This is a genomic window from Microcoleus vaginatus FACHB-2002 (assembly GCF_040004035.1).
Taxonomy (GTDB): Bacteria; Cyanobacteriota; Cyanobacteriia; order Cyanobacteriales; family Microcoleaceae; genus Microcoleus; species Microcoleus vaginatus_C.
On sequence record NZ_JAMPLN010000028.1, the window covers coordinates 26,635 to 43,911 of the forward strand.

The window sequence follows — 17,277 nt, forward strand, 5'->3', positions numbered from 1 at the left end:
ACCGGCCTGAAGGCGCGGTGAGTATTTCAGCTTTCCCCCAAAGTTTTAACGTCGGCGCGGGGCCGGAAGCCTCGCACTATTGCCATTTTGCGGTTGCGGTTTTTCTTGCAGCTTCATCGTCAAACTAACCCGCTTTAACTTCTCATTCACCTCCAAAACCCGCACTTTCACAACTTGTCCGACTTTAACAATCTGTTTGGGGTCATCTACGAAGCGATCGGCTAATTGAGAAATGTGAACCAAACCATCTTGGTGCACTCCCACATCAACAAAGGCTCCAAAGTTAGCTACATTCGTGATTATCCCTTCTAATTCCATCCCAACTTGTAAATCGGAGATTTCTTTGATTCCTGCTTGGAAAGTGGCATATTTAAACTCGGCTCGCGGATCTCTTCCCGGTTTTTCTAGTTCGGAAATAATGTCTCGGAGTGTTGGTTCTCCGACTTTCTCTGTGACATATTTCTTGATATTTACCGTCTTGATTTTTTCAGATATTTGTGTTATTCCTGTCAGCGGCAAGTCTAAATCCTTGGCGATCGCCTGCACGACAGGATAACTTTCTGGATGAACTGCTGTATTGTCCAGGGGGTTTTCGCCGCCGCGAATGCGGAGAAACCCGGCTGCTTGTTCAAAAGCTTTTGGCCCGAGTTTGGGAACTTTCAGGAGTTGGCGGCGATTTTTAAAGGCGCCGTTTTCGTTGCGGTAATTAACGATATTTTTGGCAACAGTTGCCGTCATTCCTGACACAAATGTCAGCAGTTCTTTGGACGCTGTGTTTAAGTCAACTCCTACATAATTAACGCAGCTTTCGACTGTTTCGTCGAGTTTCTTTTTGAGCAGTTTTTGGTCAACATCGTGCTGGTATTGACCGACTCCTATTGATTTCGGGTCGATTTTCACGAGCTCGGCGAGGGGGTCTTGCAAGCGCCGTCCAATGCTGACTGCGCCGCGAACGGTGATGTCGAGGTCGGGAAATTCGGCGATCGCCACTTCGCTTGCGGAATAAATCGATGCACCGGATTCATTCACCATGACTTTAATCGGTTTCCTCTCCATTTCTGCCAAAACTTCCGAAACAAATTCGTCTGTTTCCCGGGAAGCTGTACCGTTGCCGATCGCGATTAATTCAATTTTATATTTTTCAATCAAATGCTTGACAATTTTACCAGCTTGCTGCCGCTGAGCGGCCGCTTGGTGGGGAAAAATTGCTTGATATTCTAAAAATTGCCCGGTTTCATCGAGGGCGGAAACTTTACACCCCGTGCGAAATCCCGGATCGATCGCCAATGTGGGTTTCATCCCCGCCGGCGCCGACAGCAGCAACTCGCGGAGGTTGGTTTCAAAAGTGGCGATCGACTCGATATCAGCGACGGCTTTGTTGTGCGATCGCACTTCAGTAATTAACGAAGTCTTCATCAGTCGGTTGAAGGCATCCTTCAAGGTCGATCGATAAAACTCTTTAACTTCCGGTATCCTAGTTCTAATTTCCTGACCTTCCAAATAAGCCATCACTGCGGATTCATCAAAAGTTAGTTCCAAATCTAAAACCCCTTCCGTTTCCCCGCGAAACAGTGCTAACATATTGTGCGACTGAACGCTTCTCGCTGCAACTTGATAATTGCGGTACATTTCAAATTTAGTGCTTCCTTCCGGGAAATCCTCTTTAATTTTCGAGACAAAAACTCCTGTTTTCATTAAAAAATCTCGCAAATAAGCCCGCAATTCCGCTTTTTCCGAAACCGCTTCGGCCAAAATATCCGCAGCACCTTTTAGAGCTTCTTCTGCGGTTTTAACTCCCTTTTCTTCCGAAATATATTTAGCTGCTTCTGCCTCAAAATCTGCTGGTTTAGCCGTCGGTAAGTTCAGAGACTTGATAAAATTTGCCAGCGGTTCCAAACCTTTTTCCCTAGCAATTGTGGCTCGCGTCCGCCGCTTGGGTTTGTAAGGCAGATAAAGGTCTTCAAGTTCGTTTTTTTGCAAACACGATTCGATTTTGGCTTGCAGTTCTTCAGTGAGTTTTCCCTGAGAGCTAATCGTCTCTAAAATCGACTTTTTGCGCTCTTCAATTTCCGTCAAATAGGTGAAGCGATCGGAGATATCCCGCAACTGAATTTCATTCAGCAAATCCGTGCGTTCTTTGCGGTAGCGGGCAATAAACGGAATAGTTGCTCCCTCGGCGAAAAGTTCCAGAGCATTATTGACTTGAGACAGATTAATGGAAAGTTCTTGAGCAATCAGTTGAGGAATGTCGATCATAGTGCAGAAGTTCGGATCAGTCGATTTTAGATTTTAGATTTTAGATTTTAGATTAACTTCACAGAAGAGACGAAGAAAAGGGAATCATCCCATTTTTGTTAAAATCGCTTTCTAGGAGTGCGATCGTCCCGCACAGCAAAGCCGATATATCTCGCTTCTAGATCTAGGGCTTGCACTCCTGTGAAAGCCTCATTGGGATGCTCCCGTGATGTTAGCATAAATGCAGTCATTTCTCAATATTATATGTTGCCTTTTAAATATCCTGTGCCGCAAACCGATCCGCCGCGATCGCCCAGAGAAACGCTGCCGACGATGTACGATTTACCCAGCGAAGACCCGGAGGAACCTGGTTTGCCTGACGAATTTCACGATTTACAGCCGCAGTTGTTGAGCCTGACGTTTAGACCTCGGAATTACCCGGCTTCTGAGATATTTAGCGGCACCGACATGAACCTTTATTATGACGTGCAGCACACTCTGTGGCACAAGCGGCCGGATTGGTTTGGAGTTGTGGGAGTTCCCCGACTTTACGATCGATCCGAACTGCGGATGAGTTATGTTACTTGGCAGGAAGGCGTGAATCCTTTTGTAATTGTAGAACTGCTTTCGCCGGGGACGGAAAAAGAAGATTTAGGCGACAATACCGATGAAGAAAAGTTGCCACCTCAGTCGGGAAATGCTGCGGGTAACGGGCAAGTTTTGGAGGCGGAGACGAAGAAGGAAACCCCTAGACAATGGGATGTTTACGAACAAATTTTGCGGGTTCCTATTTATGCCGTTTTCAGCCGCTATACTAACAAATTGCGAGTATTTGAATTGAAGGGCGGACACTATCAAGAATTAGAATTGCCCGAGTCGCGAGTGTGGATTCCTGACCTAAGTTTGGGCTTGGGTTTGTGGCAAGGGGAGTTTCAGGGAATCGATCGACTGTGGTTGCGCTGGTATGATGTTGATGGCAATTGGATTCTCACTGAAGCGGAACAGCAACGGCAGCGGGCCGAGTCAGCGGAAGCTCAATTGCAGTCTTTAATTCTGCGGCTGCGGGAATCTGGCATCGATCCAGATCGATTTTTAAACAGTTAGAGAGGACTGAAGTCCTGACTAATATTATGTCCGGTTGATTACCCCTAATAAGGTAGAGGCGGGTTCACGAAAAATATCTACCAATAATTGACAATCTCAAAAACCCGCCCTTTTAATCGCGGTCACTGGATCGGACATGATATAAAAACTGGTTCGCAGTCAGGACTTTAGTTTTTTTTTACTTCACCATAAGACTGAAGGCCTCACTATACACAGGCTTTAACATTTGATCAAAACTTGATTGGTTGCGGCTTGTGTGTTTGTTGCTGGTACTCTTTGCGGTCAAGTCATCCGCGTTAAGAGAGTGATGCAAATAAGCTTTACCGACAGAACCGAAAAGTTGCAGTTTGTCAGAAATGACCCATCGCATGGCATCGATAGCTTTTTCCATTATTTCCAACAAATCCGGATCTGCCTCAGAAATGCTACTTTTTAACACGCCCATATAAGCTTCGCGAACTTCTGTATTCACATTAAATTTCGATACTCCGAATTTAATACATTCATGAATCATTGACTCTGGCAAACCGCTAGCCCCGTGCATCACTAACGGCACTGAAACAGCAGCGCGGATTTTTGCCAGACGCGGAAAATCGAGTTTCGGTTCGCTCAAATATTTGCCGTGAACGTTACCAATTGTTACGGCTAAAAAATCCACCTTAGTTTCTTTGATAAACTCTACTGCTGCTACGGGATCGGTCATCCTTGCAGCTTTCTCATCGCTTGTCAAACCGTCTTCCCTGCCACTGATTCTGCCTATTTCTGCTTCAACTGCCGCACCGTTAGCGTGGGCTAATTTAGTCATTTCCCGGCTAAATATTAAGTTTTGTTCGTATGGCAAAAAAGAACCGTCTGCCATAATTGATTTGATGCCGGCGCCTAAGCCGAGGTGAATGTCTTTTTCTGAAGTGCTGTGATCTAAGTGTACTGCGATCGGCACTAAAGATTTGCGGGCCGCTTTGATGCACAGCGCGACTAAAGGCGATTGTCCGTATTGGAGGGCGCTGGGGTGAAGTTGCAGTATAGCAGGGCTGTGCAGCGCTTCGGCCGCATTGATGACGGCTGTTACTCCTTCGAGGTTGTAGACGTTAAAAGCGCCGATCGCATAACCATTTCTCAAAGCCGTGTTCAGCAATTCGCTAGTTGATGCGAGCATATAGTACCTACTTTAAAAACTTTTCTGAATGTTGATCATTCTATCAAAGTTTTAGGGCAAGCTCAGCTTAATTTGTGTTTATTTTAATTGCGAATTCTTCCGCTAGCATTTATTCTGAATGTCGATCATTCTATCAAAGTTTCAGGGTAAGCTCAGCTTAGTTTATGTTTATTTTAATTGCGAATTCTTCGGCTACGATTTATGTGAAGTGCATTTATTCTTGGGTAAGGTGCGCCTAGCGCACCCTACTATTTGTTTGGTGAGCCTAGCGCACCTTACTCCTTGAGTGATTCACTAGGTTTGTGCGTTACCAGCGTGCAAACCGCATTCTTTTACGGTCGCTTCTTCCCACCACCAGCGACCTTCGCGTTCGTGTTGGTTCGGCAATACCGGCTTCGTACAAGGTTCGCACCCAATACTTACAAAACCGCGTTCGTGCAACTTGTTGTAAGGCACATCCAAAGCGCGAATGTATTCCCAAACCTCTGCCGAAGACCAGTTTGCTAAGGGATTGAATTTAATTAATTCATGGTCAGGAGTTGAGAATGCAGTGTCAACTTCAATAACCGGAATACCATTGCGGGTACTGGGACTTTGGTCTTTCCGCTGACCAGTAATCCAAGCATCGAGAGTATTCAATTTGCGGCGCAGCGGCTTGACTTTCCGCACGCCACAGCATTCTTTGTGGCCGTCTTGATAAAAACTAAACAATCCCTTTTCTTCTACTAGGGCTTGTACTTCTGCTGCATCGGGAAACATTACTTCTAATTTAATGCCGTAATGTTTTCTGACTTGATCCAAAAACTGATAAGTTTCTGAGTGCAGTCGTCCGGTGTCTAGGGTGAAAACGCGGAAATTCTTGGTGATTTTTGAGGCAATATCAATCAGAACTACATCTTCAGCCCCGCTGAAAGAAATGGAGATATTGTCAAAATTTTCTAGGGCAAATTTGAGAATGTCTCGCGGTGTTTTTTGACTGTATTCTGCTTCTAGCGCGGCAATGTTGAGATTTCTTTGGATGGCAACCATATTTTCGGGTTTTCGGTGTTCTTTTCCTCTAGCCCTTTATTATAGCCGATCGCCGTCTCTCCCTCACCGACTAATTTGACAATCAAGCAATGTCATCCGGGGGCCCCGGATTCATCCGTGAAACGAGAAAAAAGCTCCGAATGCTCATCACCAGCCCCCGGATTTATCAGTGGGAGCGCTTTCTTCAATTCTAAAATCTAAAATCTAAAATCTAAAATCGATTGACCGCATCTTGCAGCAGTCTTTGCTGCTGGGCCCACGATCGAACTCAAGGATGGCGATCGCCTGCTGGTAGTAGTTTTGGTGAACGCAACACTCCTCTGCTGGGTAAAATGGGACTGCCGCGCGATCCATTGAATTTGCCCCCCAATTATAAATCGCACACAATAAAATTCTTTAAATGTTTTTGTTATCCTCCTCAAATTTGACTTGTCTCATTAATAAAATAATAGCGTTCACTAAGCGATATTGTGCTGTATTTTAACTAAAAAAATATTTTACCACCAGTAATGACATAGGTATAACTACTTTTAAGTTGCTGTTAATGGCGCTAATAAAAAAAATTAGACTGCCTTATTTAAGCAATGCTCTAAACTAGGTGAGTGGGAATAAAGCTAAAACAATATCATAGAAAATCCGGCTTTGGTCTTCCGATCGATCCTTCTACTAAGACCTGTGGGTTTCCCCACTGCAAATTACCAACGATCCATTACTAATTGCCGATTAATTTATTCAAAGTGATTCCGTTAGCAAAGTAAATTTTTATTCTTTTTATCGCTGACCGCCAACCTTCAGCCATACGATCGGCTATATTGTATTTGGAAGTACATTAATTTGTCCGCAAAGCGGTCTAGTCTCATCGCCGCCGGTCGCGCCAGCTTCTGAATAAACGTAGTCCGCTGTCAATAACAGCAAGGAAGTGTGGAATATGTCAAAAATTTTAGTCGTGGACGACGTTAAGAGCGAACTAGAAATCATTTGCCGCATTCTTCAAGATGCCGGAATGGATGTGATCCGGGCAGGCGACGGCGAAGAAGCGATCGCCATGATCCGCACAACCCGTCCGGCTTTGGTCGTTTTAGATGTAGTGATGCCACGAATGAACGGGTTTGAAGTGATCAGAGAATTGCGGGGCGATCGCGCAACTGCCAAATTGCCCGTAGTATTTTGTACTCATAAAAACACCGAGATTGATAAAGCTTGGGGAACTGATTTAGGCGCCGACGCTTACGTTAGCAAACCCTTTGAACCTCAGCAACTCGTCCACATAGTGCAGCGTCTGCTTTCCGCCTAATCCGAATATAAAGTGCTCGGCAGCTTTCCCAAAAATATTATACCGACAAACCCCGTTTTTTTCTAATAAACTGGGTTTTTGAATTCCATAAAAGTTTATATTTAATGATAAAAACCTGCTTATTGGCCAACCGGCGATTTATTTAACGGAAACATTTGAGACACCCAAAGTTATTCTGAAAAACTCGATCGGCGATCGACTTTAGGGTCAAAGCAAAATTCTAATTTGTAAGCTACACTATAAACTAAAAATAAGCCATGAAAATAACTGCTTCCCCCGCTGGGGGGAATCAAACAAGTGGAACAAAGCAATTTCTCCTGTTCGGTCAAGGAGGCAGTCTGTTCGCCATAGACTTAGAGGCAGTGCGGGAAGTCCTTTCCCTCAAGGAACAACCGATTTCCCTGGTTCCCAACACCCTGCCATTTTTGCTGGGATTAACCAACTTGCGGGGTGAAATCTTAGCAGCAGCAGACTTCGGACAGTTCGTCGGTATTGAGTCGGTTGACATCCACCACCCAAACAGCCGCATCTTAGTTGTAGAAGCCCCCGATCCACGAGACGTGAGATTGTTGTCGAGAATCAGCCTGGGATTAGCCGTTTCCCGCGTCGAAGGAGTTTTACCTCTCAATCCCGATCGCATTGTCTCAGCACTAGATGTGAGTCCCGACCTAGCTCCATTCTTAAAAGGTCTGTACAATTCCGAAGGACGCTTGCTAATGATTGTCGATGTAGAAGCGATCGCCCATTCCGAACGCTGGTAAAACTTCACCATAAACGTAAGTCTGCAACTGCTTTGCATCAATACATTTAACTAACGATCGCCCGCATCCGATTTGCCCATCCTTAATTTTATGATCGAAATTCTCTATACCTGGATCGCAACGACTTTAACCCTGACGTTGCCTGACTTCTCCCCATCGCTGCTAGCTGGGGCTGCTAATGTCATCATTTCTGGATGTTACTTTGCCATCGCTTGGCTAATCAGCTTAGCTATGTGGCGAAACCGTCAATTCGGGTTCGACATCTTCGCCACAGTCACAGCAGGCATATTTTGGACCTGCGCTTTCGGCCACAGCGGCCACGCTGCCGAATACCTAGGACTGCCGCACTCTGCGTTAGTGCAAACTGTGTTCGATTGGATCACTGTAATTGCGGCGATCGCTTTTTTGAGTTTGTCCAACCGCTACGGCTTCTTAGTAGGTTCCACCCGCATCCTTAACGCTAAAAAACAAACAGAACAAGCGCTGAGCGAAACAACCCAGCGATTTCACGCAATCTTCGACCAAGCTTTTCAAGCGATCGCATTATTGGAGGCAGACGGTACTCTGATCGAAGCCAATCAGACAGCGCTAAAATTGGGCGATTTCCCAGCATCAGAAGTGCAGGGGCTGAAATTTTGGCTGACACCAGGGTGGGCATCATCCCCAACCAACCAGCAGCGCCTAAAAACGAACATTCAACAAGTTTCTGCCGGAAATTTTGTCCGGGAAGAATACGAAATCACCGGGGCTAACAACCAGATAACAGTAATTGACTTGTCGTTTAAGCCGCTGTTAAATGCAACAGGAGAAGTATTTCAAATCCTCGCAGAAGGCCGGGAGATTACCAAGCGCAAACAGGCAGAAGCCGCATTGCAGAAGCTAAGCGCAGAACTAGAGCAGCGAGTGAATGAAAGAACCGAGCAGATCCTGCAAACTAACGCACAATTGGAACAGGAAATTCTCGATCGCACCGCAGCCCAAGAGCAATTAAAAACCTCAGAACTATTCTTAAACAACATCCTCAACAGCATCCCCGACCCGATTTATGTCAAAGACCAACAGCACCGCTGGATTATATTAAATGATGCCTTTTGTCAATACATAGGTCACAGCAGAGAAGAACTAATTGGCAAATCCTACGACCAGTTTTTGCCCAAAGAGGAAGCACAGAGATATCGAGAAAAAGACGAATTAGTTTTATTGACAAATACCAGCAGCGAAATCCAAAAAACCCTCACAGACTTAGCAGGAAACACCCGCTTTCTCTCCGCCAAAAAATCTACATTTGTAGATACCGACGGCAGGAAATTTCTCGTTTCCGCGATGAGAGATATCACCAAGCGCGTGCAAATGGAAGAACAAATGCGGCAGACGCTCGCTGAAGTAGAAAGCTCCCAAAACTTGCTGCGGACAGTCATTGACGCTACCCCAGACTGCATCTTCGTCAAAGATAGAAACTCGCGCTATACCCTAGTCAATGCAAGTTTCGCCACCGCCTTCGGCAAAACTCAAGCAGAAATTATCGGCAAAGACGACGCAGAAATCGGCATATCGGTCGATCGAATCTTTGGCAGCTTCCAGGCCCAAACCGATTCCCAGAACCAAATTCAAGACTTCCGGGCAGACAACCATCTCGCCCCGAACTCCAACGGCTCAGCCACCTTAGCCGACGGCAAAGTACACAGCTTCGACACCCTGAAATTGCCCCTCACAGACGCAGAAGGCAACATTTTAGGAATGCTCGGCTTGGCGCGCGACATCACACAGCGCCGCAAATCCGAACAAGAACTATTGCGGTTCAAAGCAATTTTAGAAACCACAACAGACTGGGTAGGCATCGCCGACTCCCAACAGCGCACCATTTATCTCAACCGCGCAGCCAGAGAAATGTTGAGAGTTGGCGAAAACGCAGATTTAGCCGGATTCAGCATTTCCGACCTGACATCGCCCAAAAGTATCGACACTCTTATCAACGTCGGTATCCCCGCAGCTTGCCGGGAGGGGACCTGGAGCGGCGAGGCAACGTGGCGAACTTTAGACGGCCAAGAAATACCAGTTTCTCAAGTAATTATTGCTCACAAATCCGAGAAGGGAGAAATTGAATTTCTGTCAACGATCGCCCGCAACATTACAGAAAGCAAGCGCACAGAAGAAGCCTTGCAGCAGAACTTGCAAATGCTTGACCTGGCAAGCGACGCCTTGATCGTTCGGGATATGGACGGCACGATTAATTATTGGAATCAGGGAGCCGAACGGATGTACGGCTGGACAAAAAAAGAAGCCTTGGGGAAACTCACCCATATTCTATTGCACAGCATTTTTCCCCAGCCTTTAGCATCTATAGTGGCACAGTTAGAAGAGCAGGATTATTGGGAAGGAGAAATAATTCACACCACCAATTATGGCACTAAAATCACCGTATTCAGCCGCTGGAATTTGCAGCGAGACGAACAGGGAAAACCCAAAGCAATTTTAGAAACTAACAACGACATCACAGAGCGCAAGCAAGCCGAAATCGAAAAGCAAAGATTGATTTCGATCGTAGAAAACAGCTCTGATTTTATCGGTACAGCCACCCTTGAGGGAGAGGCAACATACCTGAATGCGGCGGGTATTAAACTAGCAGGATTGCAAAATCTTGAAGAAGTAAAAAGCAAAACTATATATGAATTCTTCTCAGCAGAAGATGCTAAAATCTTCAAAGAAAAAATCGTGGCTGCTACTATGCTAGACGGTTTTTGGCAGGGTGAATTCCGCTTGAGGAACTTTCAAACCGGCCAAGACTTTCCGGTTGACTTTACCCTATTTACAGTCAAAAACCCAGAAACCGGCGAGCCTATGGGGTTCGCAACAGTTACTCGCGACATCAGCGATCGCAAACGCGCAGAAGAGATGCTGCGCGAGCGCGAAAGACTATTCCGAGCCATTTTCGACCAATCGTTCCAATTCATAGGTCTGCTCAAACCGGACGGCACCGTTTTGGAAGCCAACCAAACAGCCCTCGCCGCCGCAGGTTTGCGGATCGAAGAAATAATAGGCACTCCGTTTTCCGAAACCCTGTGGTGGCAGATTTCCCCAGAAACCAAGCAACAGATACGAGAAGCGATCGCCGCAGCCGCAGCCGGCGAGGTAGTCCGTTACGAAGTGGATGTGCTAGTTGCCAACGGTGCAGTGGCGACCGTTGACTTCTCCATCAAACCCATTACAGACGAGAGCGGTAAAGTCTTGATGCTAATTCCAGAAGGCCGCGACATCAGCGATCGCAAAGCCCTAGAACGAGAATTAGTTGTGCGTCAAACCCGCTTTGACGCATTTTTCAAAGCCGCCCCGGCCTCAATGTTTATTTTTGACGAGCAGTTGCGCTTCGTGCAAGTCAACGAAAAATTAGCCGAAACCACCGGCCCCTCAGTTGCCGAACACCTCGGCAAGACGGTGAGGGAAGTGGTACCCGAAATGCTCGATACCCTAGAGCCGATGTTGCAGCAAGTTCTTGTCACCAACCAACCGTTGTTAAACGTTGAGGTGTCTGGCTCAACCTTAAACCAACCGGGCGTCGTGCGAGATTGGCTAGCATCATACTTTCCTTTGCCGGGAGCTGACGGCAAACCCATCGGTGTCGGGGGTGTGGTGATCGAAATTACCGATCGCAAAAAAGCAGAAGTAGAGCGCGATCGATTTTTTACCCTTTCCCTAGACTTAGTTTGTATTTTAGATTTTGAAGGCAGATTCAAGCGGCTCAATCCGGCTTGGGTAACAACCCTCGGCTACACCCTAGAAGAAGTGGAAGACCAACATTTTCTCAACTTCCTCCATCCAGACGATCGCGAAGCAAGCATAGCCGTAGCAAAAAGAGTAAACGAGGGCAGCGAAATAAAGTTCTTTGAAAATCGCTACCGCTGCAAAGACGGTTCCTACAGGTGGCTGTCGTGGAAAGTGCGACCTGAAACCGAACAAAAGCTCATGTATGCAGTGGCTCGCGATGTTACCGAAAGCAAACAGGCGATGGTGCAACTGGAAAAAACAACAGCCCAATTAGCCAGTTCCGAAGACCAATTTCGGCAGCAAAGCAATCTGTTGCAACTGCTAATAGACAGCATTGGCGACGGCATAATTGCTGCCGACGAAAAAGGCAATTTTGTTTTGTTCAACCCCGCCGCCGAAGATATTTTTGGCATGGGTGCGACAGATACTCTTCCCGACGAATGGTCGGCAAGATACGGTTTATTCTTGCCCGATACCGTAACTCCCTATCCCCCAGCGGACATACCTTTATCGCGCGCGGTTCGAGGAGAAGCCTCTGACGAAGTAGAGCTTTTCACCCGCCACCGAGGGAAACCAGAAGGCCTGTGGGTGAAAATTAACGGCCGGCCGCTCAAAGACGAAACGGGGGCACTCAAAGGCGGCGTAGTGGTTTGCCGCAACGTCACCCAGGAAAGAGCATCCCAGCAGCAAATGCAGCAGTTGGCTGAGGCACAGGAACGCTTGCTGCAAGAACTCAAAACTCGGCAGAATGCCCTAGACGAATCGGCGATCGTCAGCGAAACCGATCTCCAAGGCGTGATTACCTACGTTAACGACGGATTCATTGAAATCTCCGGTTACAGCATAGGAGAACTTCTGCACCGCAACCACCGCCTCGTCAATTCCGGCTACCATCCCAAATCATTTTTTGAAGAAATGTGGGTGACAATTTCTCGCGGTTTGGTGTGGAAAGGGGAAGTCAAAAACCGGCGCAAAGATGGCTCGTTTTATTGGGTAGATTCGACAATCTCTCCCATTTTTGATACCACCGGCACAATAGTTAAATATATCGCCATTCGCTTTGACATCACCGAGCGCAAAGAAGCAGAAGAACGACTAGAAAAATTGGCAGCAGAACGCAAAGCTGAAGCTGATTCTCTGACGCAGCAAGTCCTTAAATTGTTGGGAGAAATTAAAGGCGCGGCTCAAGGTGACTTGACAGTCAGGGCGGAAGTGACTAACGACGTTTTAGGTGCTGTCGCCGACTCTTTCAACTTCTTAATCGGTTCTCTGCGGAAAGTGGTAACGGGAATTCAAACTTTAGCCGAACAGGTAACGTGTGCCACCGACGAGTCAATTAACAATACCAGTCAACTCACCCAACAGGCAGAAATTCAAGCAGCAAAAATATCTGCCATCATGCGCGAAATCGAGCGGATTGTGAATTCGATCCGCGACGTGCGAGATGTTTCGGTGCGGGCGGAAACAGTGGCTCAGCAGTCTTCTCAAACGGCTGAAGTCGGCGGTATGGCGGTCGATCGAGCTGTCGAAGGCATTAACGGGCTCCGGTTGACGATCGCCTCTACCTCGAAAATGATGAAGCGGTTGGGCGAATCTTCGCAGCAAATTGGCAAAATTGTGACTTCGATTTCTCAACTTGCTTCGCAAACTAATTTATTAGCTCTGAATGCTACTATTGAGGCGGCGCGAGCCGGCGAACAAGGTTTAGGCTTTGCAGTTGTTGCCGAAGAAGTGCGGAAATTAGCAGAAAGATCCGCCGGCGCTACTGAGGAAATCTCGGAAATTGTCGGTACAATTCAAGAAGAAATCAGCCGCGTGATGAAGGCAATGGAATCGGGGACGCTGGAGGTAGTGGAAGGCACTAAGCTGGCAAGCGAAGCTAAAACTCACCTCAATGCCATCATCGAAGTTAGTCGAGAAATGAATGCTTTGGTGCAGAATATTACTATCGCATCTGCCAAGCAAACTGTTTCGGCTGAGGGAATTGCTAACAGTATGCAGCAAGTCAACGAGATTGCTAATACGACTGCACAAAAAGGTGCGGATGTCAAAGCATCTTTGGACGAGTTGTCAGGTTCTCTGGGCCAATTGCAAAAGTCGGTGGCGAATTTCCGCAGTTAGTTCAGTTGACAGTTGACAGTTGACAGTTGACTGTTAACAGTTGACAGTTAACAGTTGACAGTTGACAGTTAACAGTTGACTGTTATACGAATCACTAATAACTATCGTTGTTGTCGGGGCGGGTTGACAAATATCCTGAAGGCGAATTTATAGATAATCGTGAACCAACCCTGACAACAATTACAGTTAAATAACGGCACATATTATATATAAACTGCCAAGAGACAACAAACAACAGTTAACTGTCAACAGACAACAGTTAACTGTCAACAGACAACAGACAACAAACTAATATGAATGATGACGATTTAAACGAATTAATAGATGCTTTTACCGCAGAATGCGAAGAGTTTCTCCAGTCAATGGAGGCGAATCTGCTGGCGATGGAAGCTGCGGGTTTGAAAGAGCGACAAGCGGCAGTTAAAGAAATGTTTCGGGCGGCTCACTCGATTAAAGGTGCGGGTTCGATGTTGGGCTTTCAAAACGTGTCGGCGGCGGCTCACACGCTGGAGGACTGTTTTGTCATTTTGCGCGATCGCACAGACTTGTCAGCCCTGGAACCGACTACTGTGAGTGTTTTGCTGGAGGGGGTGGATGCTCTCAAAAAGATTACGATCGAATCAGTTCAACACTCCGATGTCACAACTCCGGATCAAACGGAAAACTTGGAGGCGATCGCCCACATTTTCGATCAGTTCCAGGCCAAGTACGGCGAGTCAGAACAGCCGCCAGTCCCCGCAGCCAGCCAATCGCCCGCCCCCGACACCCTAAAACTGATTTTTGAACAGCAAGTGCCGGCACTCTTCAATCGTCTAGAAACCGAGCTTTCCCAAGCTTCCGAGGCAGATTTGGCAAAAAGCGTCACCGCCCTCAACCAGGTTTACTACCAACTCTCGGGTTTGGCTGGAATGCTGCTATTGCCGGATTTTGGGAAAATCGCCGCAGCCCTGAGCGCTTTGATCGACTCTCCCGACTTGACTCTACAACGGTTGCAATCCGAGGGTTGGGCGATCGCCCAAAACTTGCAAACCGCACGCCAACAAATATTGGAAGGAAGGGCGATCGACATCCCCGAAATCTCCCCCTCCCCGACTCCCCCTCTCCCCGACTCCCCCTCTCCCACTCTCTCCCACTCCCCCTCTCCCACTCCCCCCGAAATCTCCCCCTCCCCGACTATCCCAGTCCCCAACCCGCAAAGACCGACAATCCGGGTAGACTTAGAACGCTTAACTGAATTGGTGAATCTAGTCGGAGAATTAGTCATCAACCGTACAAATTTAGAACTTCAAGAATCCGAACTGCGCGGCGAAGTCAAGCGCATCCGCCGCAATATCGTAGATTTAAACCAATTCGGCGGTCAGTTGCGAGAAGAATACGACAGACTGAGCTTTGCAGAGTGGAGAGGGGGAAACGGGAACTCTGGATTGGGAAAAGTTGCAGCAGCAGAAACAGAATTCCCAATGATTGCTAACAGCAAATCCTCTCCGGCCCATGCTCACTTCGATATCTTAGAGATGGATCGTTATACAGAGTTCCACTCGACAGCCACAGAAGTGATCGAAACTGCCCAAGCAATTTCTCAATCCGCCACCAAATTAGACACCTTAGCCATCAAATTCGAGCGCAGTACCGACCAACTGCGCCGCATTACCGAACAACTACGCAGCCGCGTCATGCAGTTGCGAGTCGTGAGTTTCAGTCGTGCCGTCGATCACTTGCCCAGAGCGATCCGGGAGATGTGTCTCACATACGATAAAGAGGTCAACCTGCTGCTATTGGGAAGAGATACCAAAATTGACGAAAGTTTGCTCGACGCTTTGCGCGACCCCTTAATACACTTAGTGAGAAACGCTTTCGACCACGGCATCGAAATGCCCGAAGTTCGGCAAGCAACAGGCAAGCCGGCCAGCGGTCAAATAGAAATAGAAGCCCGCCACCAAGGCGGCCAAACTATTATTACTGTCGCCGATGACGGCAAAGGCATTGACCCGGAAATCATTCGCCGTAAAATTGTCACAAAGGGTTTGGCTACGGAGGAACAAGCTCAAGAATTTTCCATTGCCGAACTCTACGATTTTCTGTTTTGGCCGGGTTTCAGCACTACAGAAGGGGTCAGCGACCTTTCGGGGCGGGGAGTCGGGCTCGACGTGGTGCGAACAAATTTGCGGACTGTGCGGGGGACTGTGAAGGTAGACTCTCGCCTGGGAAAAGGTACGAGTTTTATCATTAAACTGCCACTGCTGCTGTCGATTACTGATGCTTTGATGGTGAAGACCGATCACAATAAAATAGCAGTGCCCCTGGATGCAGTCGAGGAAATTCTGCACATTAAAGCCTCGGAAGTTCACCTTGCCGGCAATCAGCCGATGCTGTGGTGGCGGGAGGAATTTATTCGTTTGGTGAGGATGCAAGATTTGCTCGAATACAGCGTCCTCCCGCCGGATGCCCCCTCTCCTGACCCTTTGACCCAAGAGGAAATTCCTGTCCTGGTTTTAGCTTCTACCGAAGGAATGCTGGCGGTGGCCGTGGAACGGCTGATCGGTCAGCAGGAAATTGTGGTTAAACCTTTGCCACCGCCTCTATCCAAGCCTCGCGGCGTTTTGGGGACTACGATTTTGGGGGACGGGCGCGTGGTGAATATTCTGGATGTGGATGATTTGGTGCGCCAACCTGTGGTAAATAGTTCGATCGCCGCTGTGTCCGGTAAAGTGCAGGAGATACCGCCGAGTTCGAGTCAGTCACCGCAGATTTTAATAGTGGATGATTCCTATACAATTCGCCAGTTGCTGTCTCTGACGCTGACTCGTGCTCGCTACCGGGTGGTACAGGCTAAAGACGGCGTGGATGCCCTGGAAAAGTTGCAAAATGGTCTTGATTGCAGTTTGGCGATCGTGGATATTGAAATGCCTCGGATGGATGGATTTGAATTGTTGCGATCGATCAGATCGACCGAACGCTTTGCTAAGATTCCCGTAGCCATGCTGACATCCCGTAGCGGGGAAAAACATCGGCAAATGGCAATGGAATTAGGTGCAAATCAATACTTCACCAAACCTTACAGCGAAGCCCAACTTTTACAAGCTATCCCCAAATTAATCCACCAATCAATAATTTAATCCACACTCTCAAATTTGCCATCAAATAATCCCTAATTTCAAACAAAACTTAGGCCAAAAGTAATTGAACGCGCGAATAATAGTGGGAAGCTACGCAGCCGACTCACCTACTAAAATCCAATAATTTTCAATCTAAAACCTAAAATCCAATAATCTTCAATCTAAAATCTAAAATCTAAAATCGCATGACTCACGCCAATTACAATCGCCGATTTCGGAGCAAAAAACAAGCCACTGTTAGAATTGCTCCTCATAAATTTGTTTCCTTTGAACTAGGAAATATTTACTATGCTGTTCCTATTGAACGAGTGGAGCGCATTGTTAAAAACTTTAAGACCTACGGCATTTTACCTAACGGTAATAGTTTACTGAGGCATCAAGAAGAACTGATTACCATAATTAATTTATCCAAAATATTTCCCAGCAGTCCGAGCATTGCTGAGTGCAAATACCTGATTATTTGTACCTTAAATAAAAGCGATAGGTTGGGGATTCCTCTTCCTGATATGCCAAAAATTTTGGAAATTACCGAAGAAAGCTTCTGCGAGATTCCCGAATTGTACCGTCAACAGCAACTGCCTCCGGTAATAGAAAAGTTAATTCGCGCACCTGATGGTTCTGAAGTTTTTTATCTGAATTTTGATCTATTTAGCGAAATGTAGGGGGTTGACTTTTCGAGGTATTATACCATATAAATGG

Annotated in this window: 11 protein-coding genes; 7 read left to right on the plus strand and 4 right to left on the minus strand. The window is 47.0% G+C overall.

What is annotated here, in order from left to right; genetic code table 11:
- Nucleotides 1-45 precede the first annotated feature (45 nt).
- A complete protein-coding gene (locus NDI35_RS21525; RefSeq protein WP_445314510.1) occupies nt 46-2,256 on the minus strand; it encodes a Tex family protein in 2,211 nt (736 codons plus the stop codon).
- 98 nt (nt 2,257-2,354) lie between these two features.
- Complete coding sequence (locus NDI35_RS21530; RefSeq protein WP_445314511.1) at nt 2,355-2,486, minus strand: hypothetical protein; 132 nt, start codon at nt 2,484-2,486, stop codon at nt 2,355-2,357.
- 13 nt (nt 2,487-2,499) lie between these two features.
- Between NDI35_RS21530 and NDI35_RS21535 the strand changes: the two genes are divergently transcribed.
- Nucleotides 2,500-3,339, plus strand: coding sequence for a Uma2 family endonuclease (locus NDI35_RS21535; RefSeq protein WP_445314512.1), 840 nt, complete (start codon nt 2,500-2,502; stop codon nt 3,337-3,339).
- Between the two features lie 178 nt (nt 3,340-3,517).
- Here the strand turns inward: NDI35_RS21535 and NDI35_RS21540 are convergent, their stop codons facing one another.
- Nucleotides 3,518-4,495, minus strand: a complete 978-nt coding sequence (locus tag NDI35_RS21540) for a class II fructose-bisphosphate aldolase (protein ID WP_445314513.1) — start codon at nt 4,493-4,495, stop codon at nt 3,518-3,520.
- Nucleotides 4,496-4,789: 294 nt separating this feature from the next.
- Nucleotides 4,790-5,524, minus strand: a complete 735-nt coding sequence (locus NDI35_RS21545; RefSeq protein ID WP_333156091.1) for a phosphoadenylyl-sulfate reductase — start codon at nt 5,522-5,524, stop codon at nt 4,790-4,792.
- 221 nt (nt 5,525-5,745) lie between these two features.
- Between NDI35_RS21545 and NDI35_RS21550 the strand changes: the two genes are divergently transcribed.
- The 6 genes from NDI35_RS21550 to NDI35_RS21575 all read left to right on the plus strand — a co-directional run bounded on the left by NDI35_RS21550 (nt 5,746) and on the right by NDI35_RS21575 (nt 17,240).
- Nucleotides 5,746-5,952: a hypothetical protein gene (locus tag NDI35_RS21550; RefSeq protein ID WP_445314514.1), complete on the plus strand. Its 207-nt coding sequence runs from the start codon at nt 5,746-5,748 to the stop codon at nt 5,950-5,952.
- A 500-nt stretch (nt 5,953-6,452) separates the two neighbouring features.
- The gene (locus NDI35_RS21555) at nt 6,453-6,818 is read left to right on the plus strand and encodes a response regulator transcription factor (protein ID WP_445314515.1); all 366 of its coding nucleotides are present in this window, start codon (nt 6,453-6,455) and stop codon (nt 6,816-6,818) included.
- Nucleotides 6,819-7,075: 257 nt separating this feature from the next.
- Nucleotides 7,076-7,579: a chemotaxis protein CheW gene (locus NDI35_RS21560; RefSeq protein ID WP_445314516.1), complete on the plus strand. Its 504-nt coding sequence runs from the start codon at nt 7,076-7,078 to the stop codon at nt 7,577-7,579.
- 90 nt (nt 7,580-7,669) lie between these two features.
- A complete protein-coding gene (locus NDI35_RS21565; protein ID WP_445314517.1) occupies nt 7,670-13,462 on the plus strand; it encodes a methyl-accepting chemotaxis protein in 5,793 nt (1,930 codons plus the stop codon).
- A gap of 293 nt (nt 13,463-13,755) precedes the next feature.
- Complete coding sequence (locus tag NDI35_RS21570; protein WP_445314518.1) at nt 13,756-16,578, plus strand: hybrid sensor histidine kinase/response regulator; 2,823 nt, start codon at nt 13,756-13,758, stop codon at nt 16,576-16,578.
- Nucleotides 16,579-16,763: 185 nt separating this feature from the next.
- On the plus strand, nt 16,764-17,240 hold the full coding sequence (locus tag NDI35_RS21575; RefSeq protein ID WP_445314519.1) for a chemotaxis protein CheW: 477 nt from the start codon (nt 16,764-16,766) through the stop codon (nt 17,238-17,240).
- The last annotated feature ends 37 nt before the right edge of the window (nt 17,241-17,277 follow it).